Origin of the sequence: Streptomyces sp. NPDC047017, assembly GCF_040644175.1 — a bacterium.
Classification (GTDB): Bacteria; Actinomycetota; Actinomycetes; order Streptomycetales; family Streptomycetaceae; genus Streptomyces.
The window spans coordinates 36,757-56,092 of sequence record NZ_JBEYVW010000018.1 but is presented as its reverse complement, the minus strand read 5'-3'; the positions used below and the strand labels follow the sequence as shown (position 1 = coordinate 56,092).

General features: G+C 71.3%; 17 protein-coding genes, 1 pseudogene and 1 riboswitch. Of the genes and pseudogenes, 5 read left to right on the top strand and 13 right to left on the bottom strand.

Features of this window, described 5'->3' with window-relative positions; translation table 11 throughout:
- Positions 1–70 precede the first annotated feature (70 nt).
- The 8 genes and pseudogenes from ABZ858_RS27270 to ABZ858_RS27235 form a co-directional block, all read right to left on the bottom strand.
- Complete coding sequence (locus tag ABZ858_RS27270; protein WP_361383904.1) at positions 71–1,462, bottom strand: dipeptide ABC transporter ATP-binding protein; 1,392 nt, start codon at positions 1,460–1,462, stop codon at positions 71–73.
- A complete protein-coding gene (locus tag ABZ858_RS27265; protein ID WP_361383901.1) occupies positions 1,459–2,556 on the bottom strand; it encodes an ABC transporter ATP-binding protein in 1,098 nt (365 codons plus the stop codon). The genes ABZ858_RS27270 and ABZ858_RS27265 overlap by 4 nt, the downstream gene beginning before the upstream one ends.
- Entirely contained in the window at positions 2,553–3,551 is a 999-nt protein-coding gene (locus ABZ858_RS27260; protein ID WP_361383898.1) for an ABC transporter permease, read from the bottom strand. The genes ABZ858_RS27265 and ABZ858_RS27260 overlap by 4 nt, the downstream gene beginning before the upstream one ends.
- A 110-nt stretch (positions 3,552–3,661) precedes the next feature.
- A complete protein-coding gene (locus ABZ858_RS27255) occupies positions 3,662–5,446 on the bottom strand; it encodes an ABC transporter substrate-binding protein (protein ID WP_361383895.1) in 1,785 nt (594 codons plus the stop codon).
- 68 nt (positions 5,447–5,514) lie between these two features.
- Positions 5,515–6,522 carry an ABC transporter permease gene (locus ABZ858_RS27250; RefSeq protein ID WP_361383892.1) on the bottom strand — a complete coding sequence of 336 codons (1,008 nt, stop codon included), beginning with the start codon at positions 6,520–6,522 and terminating at the stop codon, positions 5,515–5,517.
- A gap of 321 nt (positions 6,523–6,843) precedes the next feature.
- The gene (locus ABZ858_RS27245) at positions 6,844–7,638 is read right to left on the bottom strand and encodes an enhanced serine sensitivity protein SseB C-terminal domain-containing protein (RefSeq protein WP_361383889.1); all 795 of its coding nucleotides are present in this window, start codon (positions 7,636–7,638) and stop codon (positions 6,844–6,846) included.
- A gap of 71 nt (positions 7,639–7,709) precedes the next feature.
- Positions 7,710–8,513 (bottom strand): enhanced serine sensitivity protein SseB, encoded by an 804-nt coding sequence (locus ABZ858_RS27240; RefSeq protein ID WP_361383886.1) that lies wholly within the window; start codon positions 8,511–8,513, stop codon positions 7,710–7,712.
- Positions 8,514–8,554: 41 nt separating this feature from the next.
- Positions 8,555–9,154, bottom strand: a pseudogene (locus tag ABZ858_RS27235) (AAA family ATPase); the annotation flags it as partial.
- A 666-nt stretch (positions 9,155–9,820) separates the two neighbouring features.
- A riboswitch (glycine riboswitch) is annotated at positions 9,821–9,920 on the top strand.
- A gap of 158 nt (positions 9,921–10,078) precedes the next feature.
- Between ABZ858_RS27235 and gcvT the strand changes: the two are divergent.
- The 5 genes from gcvT to ABZ858_RS27210 all read left to right on the top strand — a co-directional run bounded on the left by gcvT (position 10,079) and on the right by ABZ858_RS27210 (position 15,137).
- Complete coding sequence (gcvT, locus tag ABZ858_RS27230) at positions 10,079–11,200, top strand: glycine cleavage system aminomethyltransferase GcvT (protein WP_361383883.1); 1,122 nt, start codon at positions 10,079–10,081, stop codon at positions 11,198–11,200.
- Positions 11,201–11,359: 159 nt separating this feature from the next.
- Positions 11,360–11,737 (top strand): glycine cleavage system protein GcvH, encoded by a 378-nt coding sequence (gcvH, locus tag ABZ858_RS27225; protein ID WP_361383880.1) that lies wholly within the window; start codon positions 11,360–11,362, stop codon positions 11,735–11,737.
- Between the two features lie 14 nt (positions 11,738–11,751).
- Positions 11,752–13,014, top strand: a complete 1,263-nt coding sequence (gene glyA / locus ABZ858_RS27220; protein ID WP_361383877.1) for a serine hydroxymethyltransferase — start codon at positions 11,752–11,754, stop codon at positions 13,012–13,014.
- 93 nt (positions 13,015–13,107) lie between these two features.
- A complete protein-coding gene (locus ABZ858_RS27215) occupies positions 13,108–14,475 on the top strand; it encodes an L-serine ammonia-lyase (protein ID WP_361383874.1) in 1,368 nt (455 codons plus the stop codon).
- A 107-nt stretch (positions 14,476–14,582) separates the two neighbouring features.
- Positions 14,583–15,137 (top strand): GH25 family lysozyme, encoded by a 555-nt coding sequence (locus ABZ858_RS27210; protein WP_361383871.1) that lies wholly within the window; start codon positions 14,583–14,585, stop codon positions 15,135–15,137.
- A 54-nt stretch (positions 15,138–15,191) separates the two neighbouring features.
- Here ABZ858_RS27210 and ABZ858_RS27205 read toward each other — a convergent pair whose 3' ends face one another.
- The 5 genes from ABZ858_RS27205 to ABZ858_RS27185 form a co-directional block, all read right to left on the bottom strand.
- Positions 15,192–15,929: an NAD(P)-binding domain-containing protein gene (locus ABZ858_RS27205; RefSeq protein WP_361383868.1), complete on the bottom strand. Its 738-nt coding sequence runs from the start codon at positions 15,927–15,929 to the stop codon at positions 15,192–15,194.
- A 110-nt stretch (positions 15,930–16,039) separates the two neighbouring features.
- Positions 16,040–16,252: an EF-hand domain-containing protein gene (locus ABZ858_RS27200; RefSeq protein WP_361383865.1), complete on the bottom strand. Its 213-nt coding sequence runs from the start codon at positions 16,250–16,252 to the stop codon at positions 16,040–16,042.
- Between the two features lie 71 nt (positions 16,253–16,323).
- Positions 16,324–17,235, bottom strand: a complete 912-nt coding sequence (locus ABZ858_RS27195) for a MerR family transcriptional regulator (RefSeq protein ID WP_361383862.1) — start codon at positions 17,233–17,235, stop codon at positions 16,324–16,326.
- 71 nt (positions 17,236–17,306) lie between these two features.
- Positions 17,307–18,509 carry a beta-propeller fold lactonase family protein gene (locus ABZ858_RS27190; RefSeq protein ID WP_361383859.1) on the bottom strand — a complete coding sequence of 401 codons (1,203 nt, stop codon included), beginning with the start codon at positions 18,507–18,509 and terminating at the stop codon, positions 17,307–17,309.
- Positions 18,509–19,297 (bottom strand): polysaccharide deacetylase family protein, encoded by a 789-nt coding sequence (locus ABZ858_RS27185; protein WP_361383856.1) that lies wholly within the window; start codon positions 19,295–19,297, stop codon positions 18,509–18,511. The genes ABZ858_RS27190 and ABZ858_RS27185 overlap by 1 nt, the downstream gene beginning before the upstream one ends.
- Positions 19,298–19,336: the final 39 nt, after the last annotated feature.

Genomic DNA, 19,336 nt, shown 5'->3' with positions numbered 1-19,336 from the left:
ATCGCACGGACAGGGCGACTCTGCACTCTCCCGTTCGGTCATGTGCATGACTTTACGAAGTTGTCATGCCTCAGTCGTCGCTTGACTCCTGACGGCCGGTGTCAGCGGCCTCCGCGGCCTTCTCGGCCTCGACTGCCTTCCCGGCTTTTTCGGCCTTCTCGACTTTTTCGGCCTTCTCGGTATGTCCGACGGCGGGCTCGGCGGGCTCGGCCGGCCCGGCGGGCTGCTCGGAGACCTCCGCGGCGACCGCCGCCGAGACCGCGGCGGACTGGGCCAGCGCCTCCTCGGACACCAGCTCCGCCGCCTCCTTCGCGGCCGACAGCAGCACCGTGTCCTGCGGGGCCTGGTCCGCGAAGTTCTCCGGGTGGTGGCAGGCCACCCGCTGGCCGGGCTTCAGCTCCACCAGCGCCGGTTCGGTGGTGCGGCAGATCTCCGTCGCCTTCCAGCACCGGGTGTGGAAGCGGCAGCCGCTCGGCGGGGAGATCGGCGAGGGCACGTCGCCCTTGAGCAGGATGCGCTCGCTCTTGGCGTTCTTGCGCCGCGGGTCCGGGATCGGCACCGCCGACATGAGCGCTTTGGTGTACGGGTGCATCGGCGCCCGGTACAGCGAGTCGCGGTCCGCCAGCTCCACGATCTTGCCGAGGTACATCACCGCGATCCGGTCCGAGACGTGCCGGACGACCGACAGGTCGTGCGCGATGATCACGTACGTCAGGCCCAGCTCCTGCTGGAGGTCGTCCAGCAGGTTGACGACCTGGGCCTGGATCGACACGTCGAGCGCGGAGACCGGCTCGTCGGCGACGACCAGCTTCGGCTTGAGCGCGAGCGCGCGGGCGATGCCGATGCGCTGGCGCTGGCCGCCGGAGAACTCGTGCGGATAGCGGTTGTAGTGCTCGGGGTTGAGCCCGACCACCGACAGCAGCCGCTGCACCTCCTTCTTGATCCCGCCCTCGGGCTCGACGCCCTGGAGCCGGAAGGGGGCGCCGACGATGGTGCCGATGGTGTGCCGCGGGTTCAGCGACGAGTACGGGTCCTGGAAGATCATCTGCACATCGCGGCGCATCGGGCGCATGCCGCTCACCCCGAGGTGCGTGATGTCCTTGCCCTCGAACTCGACCCGCCCGTCGGTGGGTTCGAGCAGCCGGGTGATCAACCGGCCCATCGTCGACTTGCCGCAGCCGGACTCGCCCACCACCCCCAGGGTCTCGCCCGAGCGCACCTCGAAGTCCAGGCCGTCGACGGCGCGCACGGCTCCGACCTGGCGCTGGAACAGGCCCTTCTTGATGGGGAAGTGCTTCTGCAGCCCGGTCACCTTCAGCAGCACCTCGCCGGGCGCGGCCTCCTTGGTGAGGGTGGCCGTTCCGGCCGTGCGGGTGGCCGGTCCGGCGCCCTCGGCCCCGGTCTCGTCGCCGTCGCTCTGCGCAGGGATGACCACTGCCTCGTCCTTGGCGTTCTCGCTCACAGCTTCGGCGCAATCTCTTCGGTCCAGATCCGCTCCCGCTGCTCCCGCGACATGTGGCAGGCGGCCCAGTGCCCGCCGCTCACCTCGGTCAGCTCGGGGCGCACCGTACGGGTCACGTCGTCCTTGGGGACGTCGGCGTACGGGCAGCGCGGGTTGAAGGCGCACCCGGAGGGGATGTTGATCAGGGAGGGCGGTGAGCCCTTGACCGGGATGAGCCGCTCCTGCTGCTCGCGGTCCAGGCGCGGCATCGAGCCGAGCAGGCCCCAGGTGTAGGGGTGGCGGGGCTCGTAGAACACCTGCTCGGCGGGGCCGCGCTCGACGCACCGGCCGCCGTACATCACCAGGATGTCGTCGGCGAGTTCGGCGACGACGCCCAGGTCGTGGGTGATGACGATGACCGCGGAGCCGAACTCCTTCTGCAGGTCCCGGATGAGGTCGAGGATCTGCGCCTGCACGGTGACGTCCAGGGCCGTGGTCGGCTCGTCCGCGATGAGCAGTTCGGGGTTGTTGACCAGCGACATCGCGATCATCGCGCGCTGGCGCATACCGCCGGAGAACTCGTGCGGGTAGCTGTCCACCCGCTTGTCCGGCTGCGGGATGCCCACCCGGTCGAGCATCTCGACCGCGCGCCTGCGGGCGGTCTTCTTGTCGACGTCGTGGTGGACGCGGTACGCCTCCACGATCTGCTGGCCGATCGTGTAGTACGGGTGCAGCGCGGACAGCGGGTCCTGGAAGATCATCGCCATCTGCCGGCCGCGCAGCCTGCGCACCTGGTCGGGGTCGGCGCCCAGCAGCTCGGTGCCGTCCAGCCAGATCTCGCCGGAGATCCGCGCCTTGCGCTTGCCGTACTGGCCGGCGGTGTGCAGGCCCATGATGCCCAGCGAGGTCACCGACTTGCCGGAGCCGGACTCGCCCACGATGCCGAGGGTCCTGCCCTTCTCCAGCTGGAAGCTGAGCCCGTCGACGGACTTGACCAGGCCGTCGTCGGTCGGGAAGTGGACCTTCAGGTCGCGCACTTCCAGGAAGGCGCTCGGGGCGGGCGAGGCGCCGGTGGGCTCGCCCACCGCGGCCCCGCTCTTGCTGAGGTCGGTCATGCGAGCCTCACTCGGGGGTCGATCACGGCGTACAGGACGTCCACCACGAGGTTGGCGACGAGCACCGCGAGGGAGGTGATCAGGGTGACGCCCAGGATGATGGGCAGGTCCTGGGTCCTGATGCCGTTGAGCACGGCCTGGCCGAGGCCGGGCAGGCTGAACGTGGTCTCGGTGAGGATCGCGCCGCCGATCAGGGCGCCGAGGTCCATGCCGAGCATGGTCAGGATCGGGGTCATGGTGGAGCGCATCGCGTGCTTGCCGATGACGGTCTGCTCGCGCAGGCCCTTGGCGCGGGCGGTGCGGATGTAGTCCTCGCCGAGGACCTCCAGCATGGTGGCCCGGGTGATGCGCGCGTACATCGCCGCGTAGAGGAAGGCCAGGGTGATCCAGGGCAGGATCATGCCGCCGAACCAGCCGGTGAAGCTGTCGCTGAGCGGTACGTACTGGCCCTCGAAGAGTTTCAGCCCGAAGACGAAGATCGCCATGGTGAGCATGCCGGTGAAGTAGATCGGCAGCGAGACGCCGCTGAGGGCGACGACCATGGCGCCGCGGTCCCACAGGCTGCCGCGCTTGAGCGCGGACAGGACACCCGCCGAGAGGCCGAAGACCAGCCACAGCACGGCGGCACCGAGCGCGAGTTCCAGGGTCACCGGGAAGCGGTCGGTGAGCACCGGCCAGATGGCCTGCTCGCTGTGGAAGGAGTAGCCGAAGCAGGGCGCGGAGCAGTGGATGACGTCGCCGCCGCCGGAGTAGGTGCGGCCGGCGAAGATCCCCTTGAAGAACTCCCAGACCTGCGAGTAGATCGGATCGCCCAGGCCCAGCTTCTCCCGGACCCCCTCGACGGCGGCCGGGTCGGCCTGTTTGCCCACGAAGCTCAGGGCGATGTCGACGCCCGCCCACTTGGGGACGAGGAAGAAGATGCTGAAGACCACCACGACGATGACCACCAGCATCACTGCGGCGGCGAACAGCCGCCTGATGAGGTAAGCGAGCACAGCTAACGGCCCGCCGCGGACCGCGGGCCACCGGAGGTCTTCCGGTGGCCCGCGATCACGCCGCGCCGGCCTTCACCTGCCTTTCGAGCCGTTCGGCGGGTGTGCCGGGTTTACTTCGTGGAGGACAGGCCGAGGTTGACGAAGTCGTAGTAACCGCTGTACGCGTTCGTCGTGTACACGTTGGCCAGACGCGAGGAGCGCCAGTTGAGGAACTTCTCGAAGGTGAAGGGCAGGTAGTAACCGCCCTCCATGACCTTGTGGTTGATCTCCGTGGCGATCTGCTTCTTCTTGCCCTCGTCCAGCGTGGTGCTGTACTGGTCGAACAGGCCGTCGATCGACTTGTCCTTGATCAGGGCGAAGTTGTTGTTGCCGCTCTGCAGGATCGAGCGGCTGTCCCACAGCGGCACGCCGTAGCCCTGGACGGTCGGGAAGTCCGGGCCCCAGCCCATGATGATGATGCCGTAGCCCTTCTTCTGGACGTTGCTGGGGCTGCCGATGATGCCGGAGTACTGCGAGCCGTCGTACTGGTAGATGTCGGCGGTGATGCCGATCTTCTTCAGCGACGCCTGCATGGACTGGGCGGTGGCCACCTCGACCGGCTTGTTGTTGCGCACCGCGATGGTGGTCTTGAAGCCGTTCGGCTGGCCGCAGGCCTTCAGCTCTTCCTTGGCCTTGGCGACGTCGCCGTTCTTGCCGGAGCCGGCGATGTTGTACGGGTCGTACTTCTGGCCCTCGGAGCCGGCCACCGACGGCGGGAGCATGTTGGTGCCGATGTCACCACCGGCGATCGGGCCGCCGCGGGCGGTCTGCAGCGACACGTGGTCCGAGCCGTAGATGACGGCCTTGCGGCAGTGCTCGTTGTCGAACGGCTTGACGCTCTGCGGGAAGGCCGCGTACCGGATGAAGCCGGAGAGCGGGTTGTCCAGGTTGCCCTTGTGCTGCTTGAGGGCGATCTGGCGGCCCTGCGGGGACATGCCGGTCTGGCTGATGTCCACGTCGAAGTCGCCGTTGATCAGACGCTGGTCCAGGTCGTTGGCGTTGGTGAACAGCTTGAGCGAGATCTTGTCCGGGTACGCCTTGCGGACCGGGTCCGAGGACGCCTTCCAGTTGGTGTTGCGGGACAGGACCAGGCTCTTGCCCGGGTCGTAGGAGTCGAACTTGTACGGCCCGGAGGAGAACGGGTGCAGGCCGTACTTCGACTTGGTGTCCTTGTCCTGGCGGACCGGCGAGGCCGAGGTCAGCGCCAGCATCTGGATGAAGTCGGAGTTGGCCGTGGGCAGGTGGAAGACGATCGTCTTGTCGTCCGGCGTCTCGATCGCCTTCAGGCCCAGGTGGTCCGCGGAGGTGTCCTTGTACGGGCCCGGGTAGGTGCTCTTGGGGTCCAGCGCGCTCTTCAGGTAGATCGGGCCGCCGGACAGGACGTCCTGCGCCCACACGCGCTCGATGCCGTACTTGATGTCCTTGGAGGTGATCGGCTTGCCGTCCTCCCAGGTGATCCCGTCGCGCAGCGAGAACGTGTACGTCTTGCCGTCCGTGGAGACCTTCGGCATGGCCGTCGCCAGGTCCGGCGTCAGCTCGGCGCCGGCGGCGCCCGGCTCGGTCTTGTAGGTGAGCAGCTGGCGGCTGTAATAGCGCGAGAAGTCCCACATGAAGCCGTAGTAACCGCGGGTGGTGTCCCACGAGTCGGCGTCCTGGGTGCCGCCGTAGCGCAGTTCGCCGCCCTTCTTGACCGCCGAAGCGTTGACGACCTTGTTGTTCGCCGCGTCGAAGCCGGCCGCGCCGCTCTTCGAGTCGCCGTCGCCGCCGCCGCACGCCGCCGTGGTCAGCAGCCCGGCGACCACGGCCGCAGCGGCGAGCGCCTGCTTGCGCCGCTTTGAGGTGCGTTGGGTAGTCACGATCTCGGTTCCTCCGGATTTGATGAGAGACCCCGGGTAAGCGCCACGGGTCGCTTGGTTACGGCGGTTCAGCGGGAGCCCTTGGGGTCCAGCGCGTCGCGTACGCCGTCGCCGAAGAGGTTGAAGGCCAGGACGGTGATGAAGATCGCCACACCCGGGATGATCATGTACATCGGGTCCGAGTCGTAGTAGTCGATCGCGCTGGAGAGCATCTGCCCCCAGGAGGCGGTGGGCGGCTTGACGCCCACGCCCAGGAAGCTGAGGGCCGCCTCGGTGAGGATGTTCGTCGGGATCATCATCGTCGTGTACACGATGATGGGGGCGACCAGATTGGGCAGCAGCTCCTTGAACAGGATGTAGAACCGCCCGGCGCCCAGCGAGCGCGCCGCCTCCACGTACTCGCGCTCCCGCAGGGAGAGCGTCTGGCCGCGCACCACGCGGCCGATGTAGGGCCAGCCGAAGAAGCCGATGACCAGGACCATCACGGCCACGCGCATGCTCGAACCGGTCAGGCCCAGCATGTTGTCGGGCATGACCGAGACCAGGGCGATGATGAACAGCAGCTGCGGGAAGGCCAGCAGGCCGTCCATGACGCGGCTGACGAGCGAGTCCACCCAGCCGCCGAAGAAGCCCGCGAGGATGCCGAGGATCGTGCCCAGCACCACGGCGACCAGGGCGGACAGGAAGCCGACCAGGAGGGAGATCTGCGCGCCGTAGAGGATGCGGGCGAAGATGTCGCGGCCGTTGACCGGCTCGACGCCGAGGAGGTGGTCGCCGCTGATGCCGCCCAGGGATCCGGTGGGCGTGCTGAACAGCGGGTCGATCAGGTTCTCGTGGTAGGCGTCCGGGTCCTGCCCGATCAGCTTGGCGAGCAGCGGCGCGAACACCGCGACCACGATGAGCAGGAGCACGACCACGCCACCCGTCAGGGCCAGCTTGTCCCGCTTGAGGCGCTCCCAGGCGATCCGGCCCAGGGAACGGCCCTGAACGGCCTCGGCGCCCGTGGTGGCGGCCGACGCCTCCTCGGCGGCGCCCGGGGCCGCTTCCGCGGTCGGCTCGTGCAATGGTGCCGTCATTAGGCAGGGACCCCTCTCAACCGGCGGTGGCCGGCCCGCACTTGCCGCTGTGGCGGCGTGATCAGTCCGTCGTACGCAGGGGCGAACGCCCCTTGTTGCGGGAGTCTTCAATGACGGGGTGATCTGTTGCCAGACTTGGCGGTGAAAGGATGCGCAAACGTGATGCGGGCCGGGGGGTTCCGTTATCCGGACAGTGGGTAACGGGGGGCGGACGCGGGCCAGTCGGCGGTTTCCCGGCCAGAACCGGACCTTCCACCCTCATCTACGCGCGAAGAAGGTCACGGAGCGCGATCGCCGTCCACGGCGGCGGGGTGCGCCCGGTCAGAGACCCGCGCCGGCCGGCGGGTAGCCGTAGCCGCCCGCCGGGTGCCCGCCGAAGCCGCCGTGGGCTTCGCGGTCGTAGAAGGGGCGGGCGTGGGCGCGCAGCCACATCGCCACCGGGTCGAACTCGTCGGACATCGCCACGGTCGACACCGGCAGCCCCTCGGGGACGGCCGCCACCGACTGCTGCATCATCGCCCGCACCGAGTCGACGGCCGGCGGCGAGGTGTCGTACACGTCCAGGCCGATGGCGAGGTACGGCGAGCCGAGCGCGGGCTGCACCCAGGCCCGGCGCAGCGAGCGCAGCGCCGGGGTGCGGTGGGCGGCCTGGGTGAGCAGGGCGTAGAACTGCGGTACCTCGACGGCCGGTTCGGAGAGTCTGAGCGGTCCGGCCGGCTGGCGGTCCAGGCCGGTGGCGATGCGCCGCAGGTCCAGCCAGGGGATGCCCACGCCGCCGCCCGGGGCGTGCGGATTCAGCCACAGGCCGTAGTGGTCGGGGTAGAGGGTGCGGGCGACGTCCAGGCCCTCGGCCACCTCGTAGGACCGCATCCAGCCGCTCGCCGACAGCTCCTGGGCGGAGGTGACGCAGGGGGCGTAGCCGTGGCCGCCGACCTCCATGAGGCCGTACCGGGCGTCGGGGGAGCCGGCCTGGCCGTGCCACAGCAGCATCCAGATCTGGCCGGAGGCGGGGGTGGCCAGGGCGCGCAGCAGCGCCTCGTAGGCGTCGTAGCGTCCGGGCCTCACCTGGCGGAGCGTCTGCTCCACATGCCCGGCCGCGGTGTCGCTGGCGCTCACCCTTTTACCGCCCCTCCATGCAACCAAGGTCTCGACCGAGCCGTGGGTCCAGCTTAAAGGCCGCCCGTGTTTCAGTGACCGTACTGGTAGAACGGCCGGACCCGCTCCCGCATCCAGTCGGCGACCGGGTCGTCCGTGATGTCCAGGAGGATCAGGTTGACCGGCCAGGGGGCCGGGGCCTGGGCCAGGGCGCGGCCCAGCGCGTCCAGCGGGAGGGCGCGCAGGTCGCCGTCCCACGGGGAGAGTTCGACGCCGACGAACATCACCGGGTCGGCCGTCTCCACGGCGGCCAGGCAGCGGCGGGCCGTGCGGACCACCCCGGTGCCGGCGAACTCGGCCGAGGCGGCGGCGAGGAAGTCCACCGGTTCGTCCTGCCAGTCGGGCTCGAAGAGGCGGACCCGGCCGCCGCTCGCGGGGCCGTCCAGCTCGGTGCGGCCCGCCCGGCACAGTTCGGCCACGGCCGGCGGGGGCAGCGGGAGGCCGGCCACGCCGTCCGGGTTGAGCGCGATGCCGACCTGGGCCGGCAGCCCGCGCGCGAACTCGACCGCGGGCGCGACGGTGAACGGCAGGTGCCCGCCGGCCACCTGGCGCAGCTGCTCCTCGGAGCTGAAGACCGGCACGTACACCTGGCCGTCCAGGTCCAGCGTGGGCAGGTCGAGCGGACCGCCGTGCGGACCGCGGCCGTTGGGCAGCGGCACCCACAGGAAGCTGCGGGCGAGCACCTCGGTGATCCGGCCGCCGGCGGCCGGGATGCCGAGGGCGGCCGAGAGCACCTCCTCCAGCTCGTTGCCGGGCCATCCGCCGTGCGGATGGGGGTGCGTCTGTACCGGGAAGTCCCCCGGGATGTCCGCGGAGAAGTCCGCCGGGAAGTCCATCTGCCTACCGCCTGCCGGTCACCACTGCTGTGACCGAAAGGCTAACGGGTGCCGGCGGCGGGCCGGCCGGCGAAGGCGATGCGGCGCAGCTCGCCGGCGGCCGCGCGGTCCAGCAGCACGGCCGAGCCGCAGCCCGCGGGCACCTCGCCGCGCTCCGCCGCGCGCACCAGGCGGCCGGCGGTGCGGCGGTGGCGGGCGAAGGCGTAGCGGGAGACGCGCCGGCCGCGCCGGTGCTGGCCGCTCAGCGCGGCGTCGGGGGTGACGTCCAGCAGGATCAGGTGGAGGGTGCCGCCGCGGCGGCGGGCGGCGCGGGCCAGCCAGGCGCGCACCCAGCTCTGGGTGCCGCAGTCGTGGACCACGACACCCCCGCCGGCGCGCAGGGCGCGGCGCAGCGCGGCGTAGTGGGCGAGGCGGACCAGGGGGCGGTAGAGGGCGTAGGGCAGGCGGCGGGCGAGGCGGGCGTCGAAGCGGTCGCGCACGTCCTGGGAGTCGATCCGCGCCCCGGGCACCGCGCGGTCCATCAGCGTGGACTTGCCGCTGCCCGGCAGCCCGGTGACGACGGCCAGGTCACGGGGGCCGAAGAGCAGTTCGCGCGGGGCGCGGCCGGGGCGGTCGCGCAGGTCGCGGACCATGGGAGCGGGGTGCTCGCGCGGGGCGCGGACCACGGGGGCGGGACCCTCGCCCGGCTCGCCGGCCACGGGCCCGGGAGGCTCCCGCAGGTCTCGGACGACGGGCGTGGAATCCTCCCGCAGGTCACGGACGCCGGGAGCCGGGTGCTCACGCGGGGCGCGAACGGCGGGAGCCGGGTGCTCGCCCGGCTCACCGGCCACAGACGCGGGAGGCTCCCGCAGGTCGCGGACGCCGAGCGTGGAATGCGCCCGCAGGTCACGGACGCCGGGAACCCGGCGCTCACGCGGGGCGCGAACGGCGGGAGCCGGGTGCTCGCCCGGATCGCCGGCCACGGGGCCGGGAGGCTCCCGCAGGTCACGGGCCACGGGTACGGAGTGCTCCCGCAGGTCGCGGGCCACGGGCGTCGGGGGCTCGCCGTCCCTGTCGCGGGCCGGGGTCCCTGTCGGTGCGGGCAGGGCGGGCGCCCGGGTCGTGGCGTACGCCGGCGCGGTCCTGTCCACCCTCGTCCTCCTCCCCCGGGGCGGTGACGGTCACCTTCCCATCGAGCGTAAAGAGAAGGTAATGCGTGGCGCCCGTCGCTGTCGTGCGCGTTCTGCCACAGGACGGTTACGGATGCGGCCCTGCCGCGAGCGCGCCGGGCGTGCAATGATGTGCGCGCCAACTGCATACCGGCCGCTTGAATCCGCGCGGGAGAGTTCCCAGCAGTCGTCTCGCTGGGGCGCCGAAGGAGCAAGTCCCTCCCTTGAATCTCTCAGGCCCCGTTACCGCGCGGGCGAGGCACATCTGAAAAGCGGGCCGCTGCCGCAGCGGCCCCACCCAAGGTGCAAACCGTGACCGTCCGCATGCCGGCGGTCATGGCGAACCTCTCAGGTTCCGATGACAGATGGGGAGGACACGAGTCCTGTCCTCGCCCCCATCGCCTTGGAGACCGACCGATGAGCAGTTCCGCGCCCCTCCGTCACACCGCGCTGGACACGGTGCACCGCTCGCTCGGTGCGACGATGACCGACTTCGCCGGCTGGGACATGCCGCTGCGCTACGGCTCCGAGCGCGACGAGCACCTGGCCGTGCGCACCCGGGCCGGTCTCTTCGACCTCTCCCACATGGGCGAGATCACCGTCACCGGCCCGCAGGCCGCCGCCCTGCTGGACTTCGCCCTGGTCGGCAACATCGGCTCGGTCGGCACCGGCCGCGCCCGCTACACCATGATCTGCCAGGAGGACGGCGGCATCCTGGACGACCTGATCGTCTACCGGCTGGCCGACACCCGCTACATGGTCGTGGCCAACGCCTCCAACGCCCAGGTGGTGCTGGACGCGCTCACCGAGCGGGCGGCCGGCTTCGACGCCGAGGTCCGCGACGACCGGGACGCCTACGCGCTGCTCGCCGTCCAGGGCCCCGAGTCCCCGGGCATCCTGAAGTCCCTGACCGACGCCGACCTGGACGGCCTCAAGTACTACGCGGGCCTGCCCGGCATGGTCGCCGGGGTGCCCGCGCTGATCGCCCGCACCGGCTACACCGGCGAGGACGGCTTCGAGCTGTTTGTGGAGCCGGAGCACGCGCCCGCGCTGTGGCAGGCGCTGACCGGGGCGGGCGAGGGCGTCGGCCTGGTCCCGTGCGGCCTGTCCTGCCGGGACACGCTGCGCCTGGAGGCGGGCATGCCGCTGTACGGGCACGAGCTGACGACCGCGCTCACCCCGTTCGACGCGGGCCTCGGCCGGGTGGTCAAGTTCGAGAAGGAGGGCGACTTCGTCGGGCGCGAGGCGCTCGGGGCCGCCGCCGAGCGGGCCGCCGCGCAGCCGCCCCGGGTCCTGGTCGGCCTGGTCGCCGAGGGCCGGCGCGTCCCGCGCGCGGGGTACTCCGTCGTCTGTGGCGGCGAGGTGATCGGCGAGGTCACCTCCGGCGCCCCCTCCCCCACCCTGGGCAAGCCGATCGCCATGGCCTACGTGGACGCCGCGCACGCCGCTCCGGGCACGCCGGGGGTCGGCGTGGACGTCCGGGGCAACCACGAACCGTACGAGGTCGTGGCACTGCCGTTCTACAAGCGGCGGAAGTAGACACTGGTCCCGGCCCGGCGGGGCCGCGCCGCGTCAGGCCCTGACGCGTCCGCCCTCCGGCGTGCCCGGGTGTGACCCCGGGCACGTTCCGCCGCCCACCAGCGTTTCCCGCAGTCCCTCATCCACCAGCACTCCCCCGCGTACAGGAGAATTCAGGCCATGAGCAACCCCCAGCAGCTGCGCTACAGCAAGGAGCACGAGTGGCTGTCGCCCGCCGAGAACGGCGTCGCGACGGTCGGCATCACCGAGTTCGCGGCCAACGCGCTCGGCGATGTCGTCTACGCCCAGCTCCCGGAGGTCGGTTCCACGGTGGCCGCGGGCGAGACCTGCGGTGAGCTGGAGTCGACCAAGTCGGTCTCCGACCTCTACTCCCCGGTCGGCGGTCAGATCACCGAGATCAACCAGGACGTGGTGGACGACCCGTCCCTGGTGAACTCCGCGCCCTTCGAGGACGGCTGGCTCTTCCGGGTGCGCGTCACCGACGAGCCGGACGACCTGCTCTCCGCCGCCGAGTACACCGCCCAGAACGCGGGCTGAGAGGGGACGCGGAGATGACTGTCCTCAACACCCCCCTGCACGAGCTGGACCCGGACGTGGCCGCCGCGGTCGACGCCGAGCTGCACCGCCAGCAGTCCACCCTCGAAATGATCGCCTCGGAGAACTTCGCCCCGGTCGCGGTCATGGAGGCGCAGGGCTCGGTCCTCACCAACAAGTACGCCGAGGGCTACCCAGGCCGCCGCTACTACGGCGGCTGCGAGCACGTCGACGTGGTCGAGCAGATCGCCATCGACCGGATCAAGGCGCTGTTCGGCGCCGAGCACGCCAATGTGCAGCCGCACTCCGGCGCCCAGGCCAACGCGGCCGCGATGTTCGCGCTGCTCAAGCCCGGTGACACGATCATGGGCCTGAACCTCGCGCACGGCGGGCACCTGACCCACGGCATGAAGATCAACTTCTCTGGCAAGCTCTACGACGTCGTCGCCTACCACGTGGGCGAGGACGGCCTGGTCGACATGGCCGAGGTGGAGAAGCTGGCCAAGGAGTCCAAGCCGAAGCTGATCGTGGCCGGCTGGTCGGCCTACCCCCGGCAGCTGGACTTCGCCGCGTTCCGCCGGATCGCGGACGAGGTCGGCGCGTACCTCATGGTCGACATGGCGCACTTCGCCGGCCTGGTCGCGGCGGGCCTGCACCCCAACCCGGTGCCGCACGCCCATGTGGTCACCACCACCACCCACAAGACGCTGGGCGGCCCGCGCGGCGGTGTGATCCTGTCCACGGCCGAGCTGGCCAAGAAGATCAACTCCGCGGTCTTCCCCGGTCAGCAGGGCGGCCCGCTGGAGCACGTGATCGCGGCCAAGGCGGTCTCGTTCAAGGTCGCCGCGAGCGAGGACTTCAAGGAGCGCCAGCGGCGTACCCTGGAGGGCGCCCGCATCCTGGCGGAGCGCCTGGTCCAGGAGGACGCCAGGGCGGCGGGCGTGGACGTGCTGTCCGGCGGCACCGACGTGCACCTGGTCCTGGTGGACCTGCGCCATTCGGAGCTGGACGGCCAGCAGGCCGAGGACCGGCTGCACGAGGTCGGGATCACGGTCAACCGCAACGCGGTCCCGAACGACCCCCGGCCGCCGATGGTCACCTCCGGGCTGCGGATCGGCACGCCCGCCCTGGCCACCCGCGGCTTCACGGCCGAGGACTTCACCGAGGTCGCGGACGTGATCGCCGAGGCGCTGAAGCCGTCCTACGACGCCGAGGCACTGGCGGCCCGGGTGAAGGCCCTGGCCGACAAGCACCCGCTGTACCCGGGTCTGAACAAGTAACCACGCCCCCGGGGCGCGCCGCGCAGGTGAGACCCACCGCGCCGCGCCCCGGCCGGCGCCGCCCCAGCACCACCCCCGCTTTGAGGAGTCTCCGTGGCCATCTCGGTCTTCGACCTGTTCTCGATCGGCATCGGCCCGTCCAGCTCCCACACGGTCGGCCCGATGCGCGCGGCCCGCATGTTCGCCCGCCGGCTGAGCGGCGAAGGGCTGCTGGAGCCGACCGTGTCGCTGCGCGCGGAGCTGTACGGCTCGCTCGGCGCGACCGGCCACGGCCACGGCACCCCGAAGGCGGTGCTGCTCGGCCTGGAGGGCGACTCCCCCCGCACGGTCGACGTGGAGCACGCCGACGAGCGGGTGGAGAAGATCAAGGAGTCGGGCCGTCTGAACCTGCTGGGCGAGCACGAGATCGCCTTCTCCTTCGACGACGATCTGGTCCTGCACCGCCGCAAGGCCCTGCCCTACCACGCCAACGGCATGACCCTGTGGGCGTACGACGCCTCGGGCGCCGAGCTGATGGCCAAGACGTACTACTCGGTGGGCGGCGGCTTCGTCGTGGACGAGGACGCGGTGGGCGCCGACCGGATCAAGCTGGACGACACGGTCCTGAAGTACCCGTTCCGCACGGGCGACGAGCTGCTGCGCCTGGCCAAGGAGACCGGGCTGTCGATCTCCGCGCTGATGCTGGAGAACGAGCGGGCCTGGCGCACCGAGGACGAGATCCGCGCGGGCCTGCTGGAGATATGGCAGGTGATGCGGGCGTGCGTGACGCGCGGCATGTCCCGTGAGGGCATCCTGCCGGGCGGCCTCAAGGTGCGCCGCCGCGCGGCCGTCACCGCCCGCCAGCTGCGCGCCGAGGGCGACGCGGCCTCCCGCGCGATGGAGTGGATCACCCTCTACGCGATGGCGGTCAACGAGGAGAACGCGGCCGGCGGCCGGGTGGTGACCGCGCCGACCAACGGCGCGGCCGGCATCATCCCCGCGGTCCTGCACTACTACATCAACTTCATCCCCGGCGCCGACGAGGAGGGCGTGGTCCGCTTCCTGCTCGCGGCCGGCGCGATCGGGATGCTCTTCAAGGAGAACGCCTCCATCTCCGGCGCCGAGGTCGGCTGCCAGGGCGAGGTCGGCTCGGCCTGCTCGATGGCGGCGGGCGCGCTGGCCGAGGTGATGGGCGGCACCCCCGAGCAGGTGGAGAACGCCGCGGAGATCGGCATGGAGCACAACCTCGGCCTGACCTGCGACCCGGTCGGCGGCCTGGTGCAGATCCCGTGCATCGAGCGCAACGGCATGGCCGCCGTCAAGGCCGTCACCGCGGCCCGCATGGCCCTGCGCGGCGACGGCTCCCACAAGGTCTCCCTGGACAAGGTCATCAAGACCATGAAGGACACCGGCGCGGACATGTCGGTCAAGTACAAGGAGACGGCGCGGGGCGGGCTGGCGGTGAACATCATCGAGTGCTGAGCGGCGACCCGGACTGATGTTCGGCCGTCCTGAAGGGGTCGAGTGCCGGGGAGAGCGGGCACAACCCAGGGGAGGACTCCTTCCCCACGGCACTTCAGGGAGTTTGCATGCTGCGTGGCATCGATGTGAGCGCTTATCAGTCCGCGAGCTACGGCACGCACGGCCTCTCCTTCGTCTTCATCAAGGCGACGGAGGGCCGTTCGTACATCAGCTCCAAGCTCACCGCCCAGACCAAGCACGGCCGCGACGCCGGACTGGTCCTGGGCTTCTACCACTTCCTGTGGCCCGGCGACATCGACGCCCAGGCCGCGTACTTCGTCGCGCACGCGCCCGAGAAGGCCGGTGACGTCCTCGCCGTCGACTGGGAGAGCACCAGCGCCGGCACCCACGCGTCCAACGCCGAGAAGGACCTGTTCATCCGCAAGGTGAAGCAACTGCGGCCGCACAACCGGGTGGTGCTCTACACCAACCGGCATTTCTGGCTGACCGTCGACACCACCTCCTACGCCGGCGACGGCCTGTGGATCGCCGACTACGTCAAGGCCGGTCACCCCCGGATCAAGGCCAAGTGGCTCTTCCACCAGTACACCGACGATCCGCAGGACACCGATGTGGCGAACTTCGGCAGTGCGGACGCGCTGCGGGACTGGGCGAAGGCGTAGGCGGGGCGGCGGTTCGTGAGGCCGCCCCGCCCGCTCAGGGCCTTAAGCCGCCGTTCAGGCCCGGAAGTCGGCCGGGCGCTGCGGGGACGCCTGTGCCAGGGCCTCGGTGACGGCCGCGGTGCCCGCGCGCAGCCCGTAGACCGGGGTGCCGGGCTGCTGGCGCCAGGACTCGTCGAGGGTGCCGGAGTCCACCGTGTCGAAGCCCAGCTCGTCGATCAGCGCCCGTACCGTCGCCTTGGCCGCCGGGTCGTCGCCGGCCACCGGGAGCGCCATGCGGTCGGGGTCGCCGGCCGGGCGGGGCCGCTCCAGGATGTCCTGGGCGTACGTCCCGTTGAACGCCTTGATCACGGTGTGGCCCAGGTGCCGGGCGCTCCAGCGGCTCTCGGTGAGGCCGTCGTCCTCGATCTCCGCGATCCGGCCGTCCCGCTGCGGGTAGTAGTTGCCGGTGTCGATCACGGCCACGTCCTCGGCGGCCTCCTTCAGCAGGCCCGACGGCAGGCCGGGGACCGCCTTGAGCGGCACGGTGACCACGACGACCTCGGCGCCGCGTGCCGCCTCCTCGGCCCGCACAGGCCGCGCGCCGGTCTCCTCGGCCAGTGCCGCGAGGGTCTCGGGTCCGCGTGAGTTCGCCACGGTGACGTCGTGCCCGAGGGCGGTGAGCCGTCGGGTGAGGTTGCCGCCGATGTTGCCCGCTCCGATGATGCCGATCTTCATCTCTGCCCGCCTCGCTCCTCCGGGCCCCCGGAGGTCGTCTGGATGCGGCCGCCTTCCGGCGCCGTCGTCCGCGTGCAACCTCCCGGCCGCGCGGGCTGTTCCCGGTTCGCGCCGAACGGGTGAAAGACGAGGGGCGCCCGGCGGTCGTCACCGCCGGGCGCCCCCGCGTCCGCCTCACTTCTGCGGGCTCACTTGTTCAGGTAGGCCCAGAACTCGTCGAAGGAGAGGACCTGATCGCCGTTGAGGTCCCGCTGCCTGATGATCGCCTCGGCCACCGTGTCGGTGACGTTCCAGTCGCCGCCCTGGGCCAGGGCCGACTTGAACTCGGTGGCGGTGATGAAGCCGTCACCGTCCGCGTCGATCCGCTGGAACTGCTTGCGTGCTTCCTCGATGTCCGCCACCGGTCCGCCCCTTTTGCGTCGCGTCTGATCTGTCGTGCCGCGGTACGTACGTCGTACCGACGCAGGTCAGATTAACGGCCCGGCCAGGCCCTCAGTGCCGCGGCCACCCAGGCGAACTCCTCCTGGTGGCTCGGGGGCTCCCGCTCGCCCTTGATCACAGCCCCCAACTCCCAGTACCGGCCCACCTCGGGGCCCAGGTCGATACGGCGCAGCACGGCCGCCCGGTCGGTGTCGCCGAACAGTTCGGTGAGGACGGTGTCCGCCTCCGGGTCGCCGGGCGCCACGCCGCGCTCCCGCGCGGCGCCGGCCAGCTCGATCATCCGCTGCACGAACCGTATCGAGGAGCCGGCCGGGGCGTCGGGGCCGCGGTCGGCCGCGCCGGACTCGACCACCCTGCGCATGGTGGCCCGGAATGTGGGTTTCTGCAGCAGCCCCGCCAGTTCCACCCAGGCGTCCACCTGCTCCGGAGCGGGGTCGTCGGGCAGGTGGACGCCGACCCGGCGGGTACGCTCGCGGATCCACGGGTCCGCGGTGTCCAGTCCCTGGAAGACGTCGTCCACGAACTCGTCCACGATCCGCTGCCGCTGGGCCGCCGACAGCCGTGCCAGCTTGTTCATGAGGGTCATCTCCTCCGCGCTCGAACCGCGTCGGGCGACGCTCGCCAGCACCGTCCGGGTCACCTTCAGCGAGGCGATCTGGGCGTCCAGCGCGGCCACGTGGGCCGCCGCGACCTGGGCGGCCGTCCGTTCACCGGTCAGCACCCGGCGCACGTCGTCCAGGCCGAGGCCCAGTTCGCGCAGGGTGCGGACCAGTTCCAGACGGGCCACCGAGGCGGCGTCGTACAGGCGGTAGCCGCCCGCCGACCGGGCCACCGGGGGCAGGGCGCCCTCGTCGGACCAGTAACGGATGGTCCGTACGCTCAGTCCGGTCGCCCGGGCCAGTTCGCCGATGGTGACCAGTCCGGTGCTGTCGTCGTCGCTCACGTCCGCGAGTCTGGACCTTCCACGGGGTGGAGACTCAAGCGCGGGGCCCGGCGTGAGAGGGACCGACGGCCTCAGCGGAAGACGCCGGTGTGTCCCAGCGAGTAGCGGCCGGGCTGCGGGTAGACGGCCAGGCCGTGCGGGCCGCTGCCGACCTTGATGCGGGCGAGCTGCTTGCCGGTGCGGGTGTCGATGGCGTACACCTCGGAGTTGTAGCGGCCCGAGAGCCACAGCACCGTGCCGTCGGCGGAGACGCCGCCCATGTCGGGGCTGCCGCCGTGGGGCAGGCGCCACTTCCCGGTGAGCTTGCCGGTGGCGAAGTCGAAGACGGAGATCGTGCCCTCGCCGCGGTTGGAGACGTACATCTCGCGGGAGTCGCGGCTGACGTAGAGGCCGTGGGCACCCTTGCCGGTGTGCAGGAACGCCGGCTTGCCGAACGTGTCGCCGTCCAGGATCCACAGGCCGTCGGCCACCATGTCGGCGATGTAGAACTTCTTGCCGTCGGGCGACATCTTCACGTCCTGCGGCATGGCCCCGCGCACGTTCAGCTTCTGCTGCCCGACGACCTTCATCTTCGCGGTGTCGACCTTGAGCAGTTCGCCGCTGAACTCGCAGGAGACGATGAAGTAGCGGCCGTCGGTGGAGAAGTCGGCGTGGTTGACGCCGCCGCAGCCGACCGGCAGGGCCTTGACCTGCTTCATGGTGTGCGCGTCGCGGAAGACGAGTTGGCGGTCCTTGGAGGCCATGACGACGGCGTACTTGCCGTCGGGCGTGAAGTACAGGTTGTACGGGTCGTGCACGGCGACCGGCTTGCCCGCCTTGCCGGTCCTCGGGTCGATGGGGGTGAGCGAGTTGCCGAGGTCGTTGTTGACCCACAGCGTCTTCAGGTCCCAGGAGGGCACGACGTGCTGGGGCTGGCGGCCGACCGGGAGGGTCTCGATGACCTTGTAGGTCTTCGGGTCGATCACGGTGACCGTGTCGGAGTTGGTGTTGGGGACGTAGATCCGCGAGGGGAAGTCCTTGACCACCGGGGAGAGCTGGCCCGGGCGGTCGGCGGCGTAGACGTCCTTGGGGTCGAGGACCGGCGGCATGCCGGGCAGGGCGTCGGCGGCCTGCCGCGCGGGCTGCTCGGGCCGGGCGGGCGCCTTGCTGCCGAGGGCTTCGTCGGCGCCGCTGCCCGAGCCGCCGCCGCTGCACGCGGACAGGGCGGACAGCGCCGCGCAGGCGGCACCGGCGAGCAGGACCCGGGTGAGGCGGGCAAGTGAAGTGGCGTGCATCAGCTCAGCAGCTCCGTGGTGGTGACCGCGTGCAGGCCGCGGCGGTCGAGTTCGGCGAGTACGTCGGGCAGGGCCTCGGCCGTGTCGGGGTAGCCGAAGTGCAGGCTCACCACCGATCCGGCCCGGACGGCGGACAGCACGTTGCGGGTGACCGCGGCGGCGCCGGGCCGGGTGAAGTCGAGGGAGTCGACGTCGTAGGAGAGGACGTGCGGGTATCCGGCGGCGCGGGCCAGCCGGGCGACCAGCGGGGTGGCGGTCTGGGCGCGTGAGGGGCGGAACCACGTGCCGATGGAGCCGGTGAGCCGCTTCAGGCGGTCGGCGCAGCCGGTGATCTCGGCCCGGGCGTCGGCCTCGGACATCTCGTTGACGGACAGGTGGCGCCGGGTGTGGTTGCCGAGGTCGTGGCCGCCGTCGAGGATCCGGCGGGCCAGCTCCGGGTACTGGTCGAGCCAGGTGCCGACGGCGAGCACGGTCACCCGGGCGCCGTGCTTCTCGGCCGTGCCGAGCAGGGTGCGGGCCAGCGCGGGGTCGCCCTGGCCGTGGAAGGTGAGCGCGACGCGGGGCCGGTCGCGGGGGCCGTGGGCGATCTGCGCGGGCTGCCCCGGGAAGGCGCGCGGGGCGGGGGCGGCGGGCGGGGAGGCGGGGGCGGCGGTGGTGGGGGCGGCGGACGCGGCGGGGTGCGGGGCGGTGCCGGCGGGGGTGCACCCGGCGGTGAGCGCGCCCGCGGCGACGAACCCGGCGCCGGCCCGCAGCGCGCCGCGGCGGTCGGTGGTGGTCACCCGCACCATTTAAGGGGCGCAAAGTAAGAAAACGGGCGATTCACACGT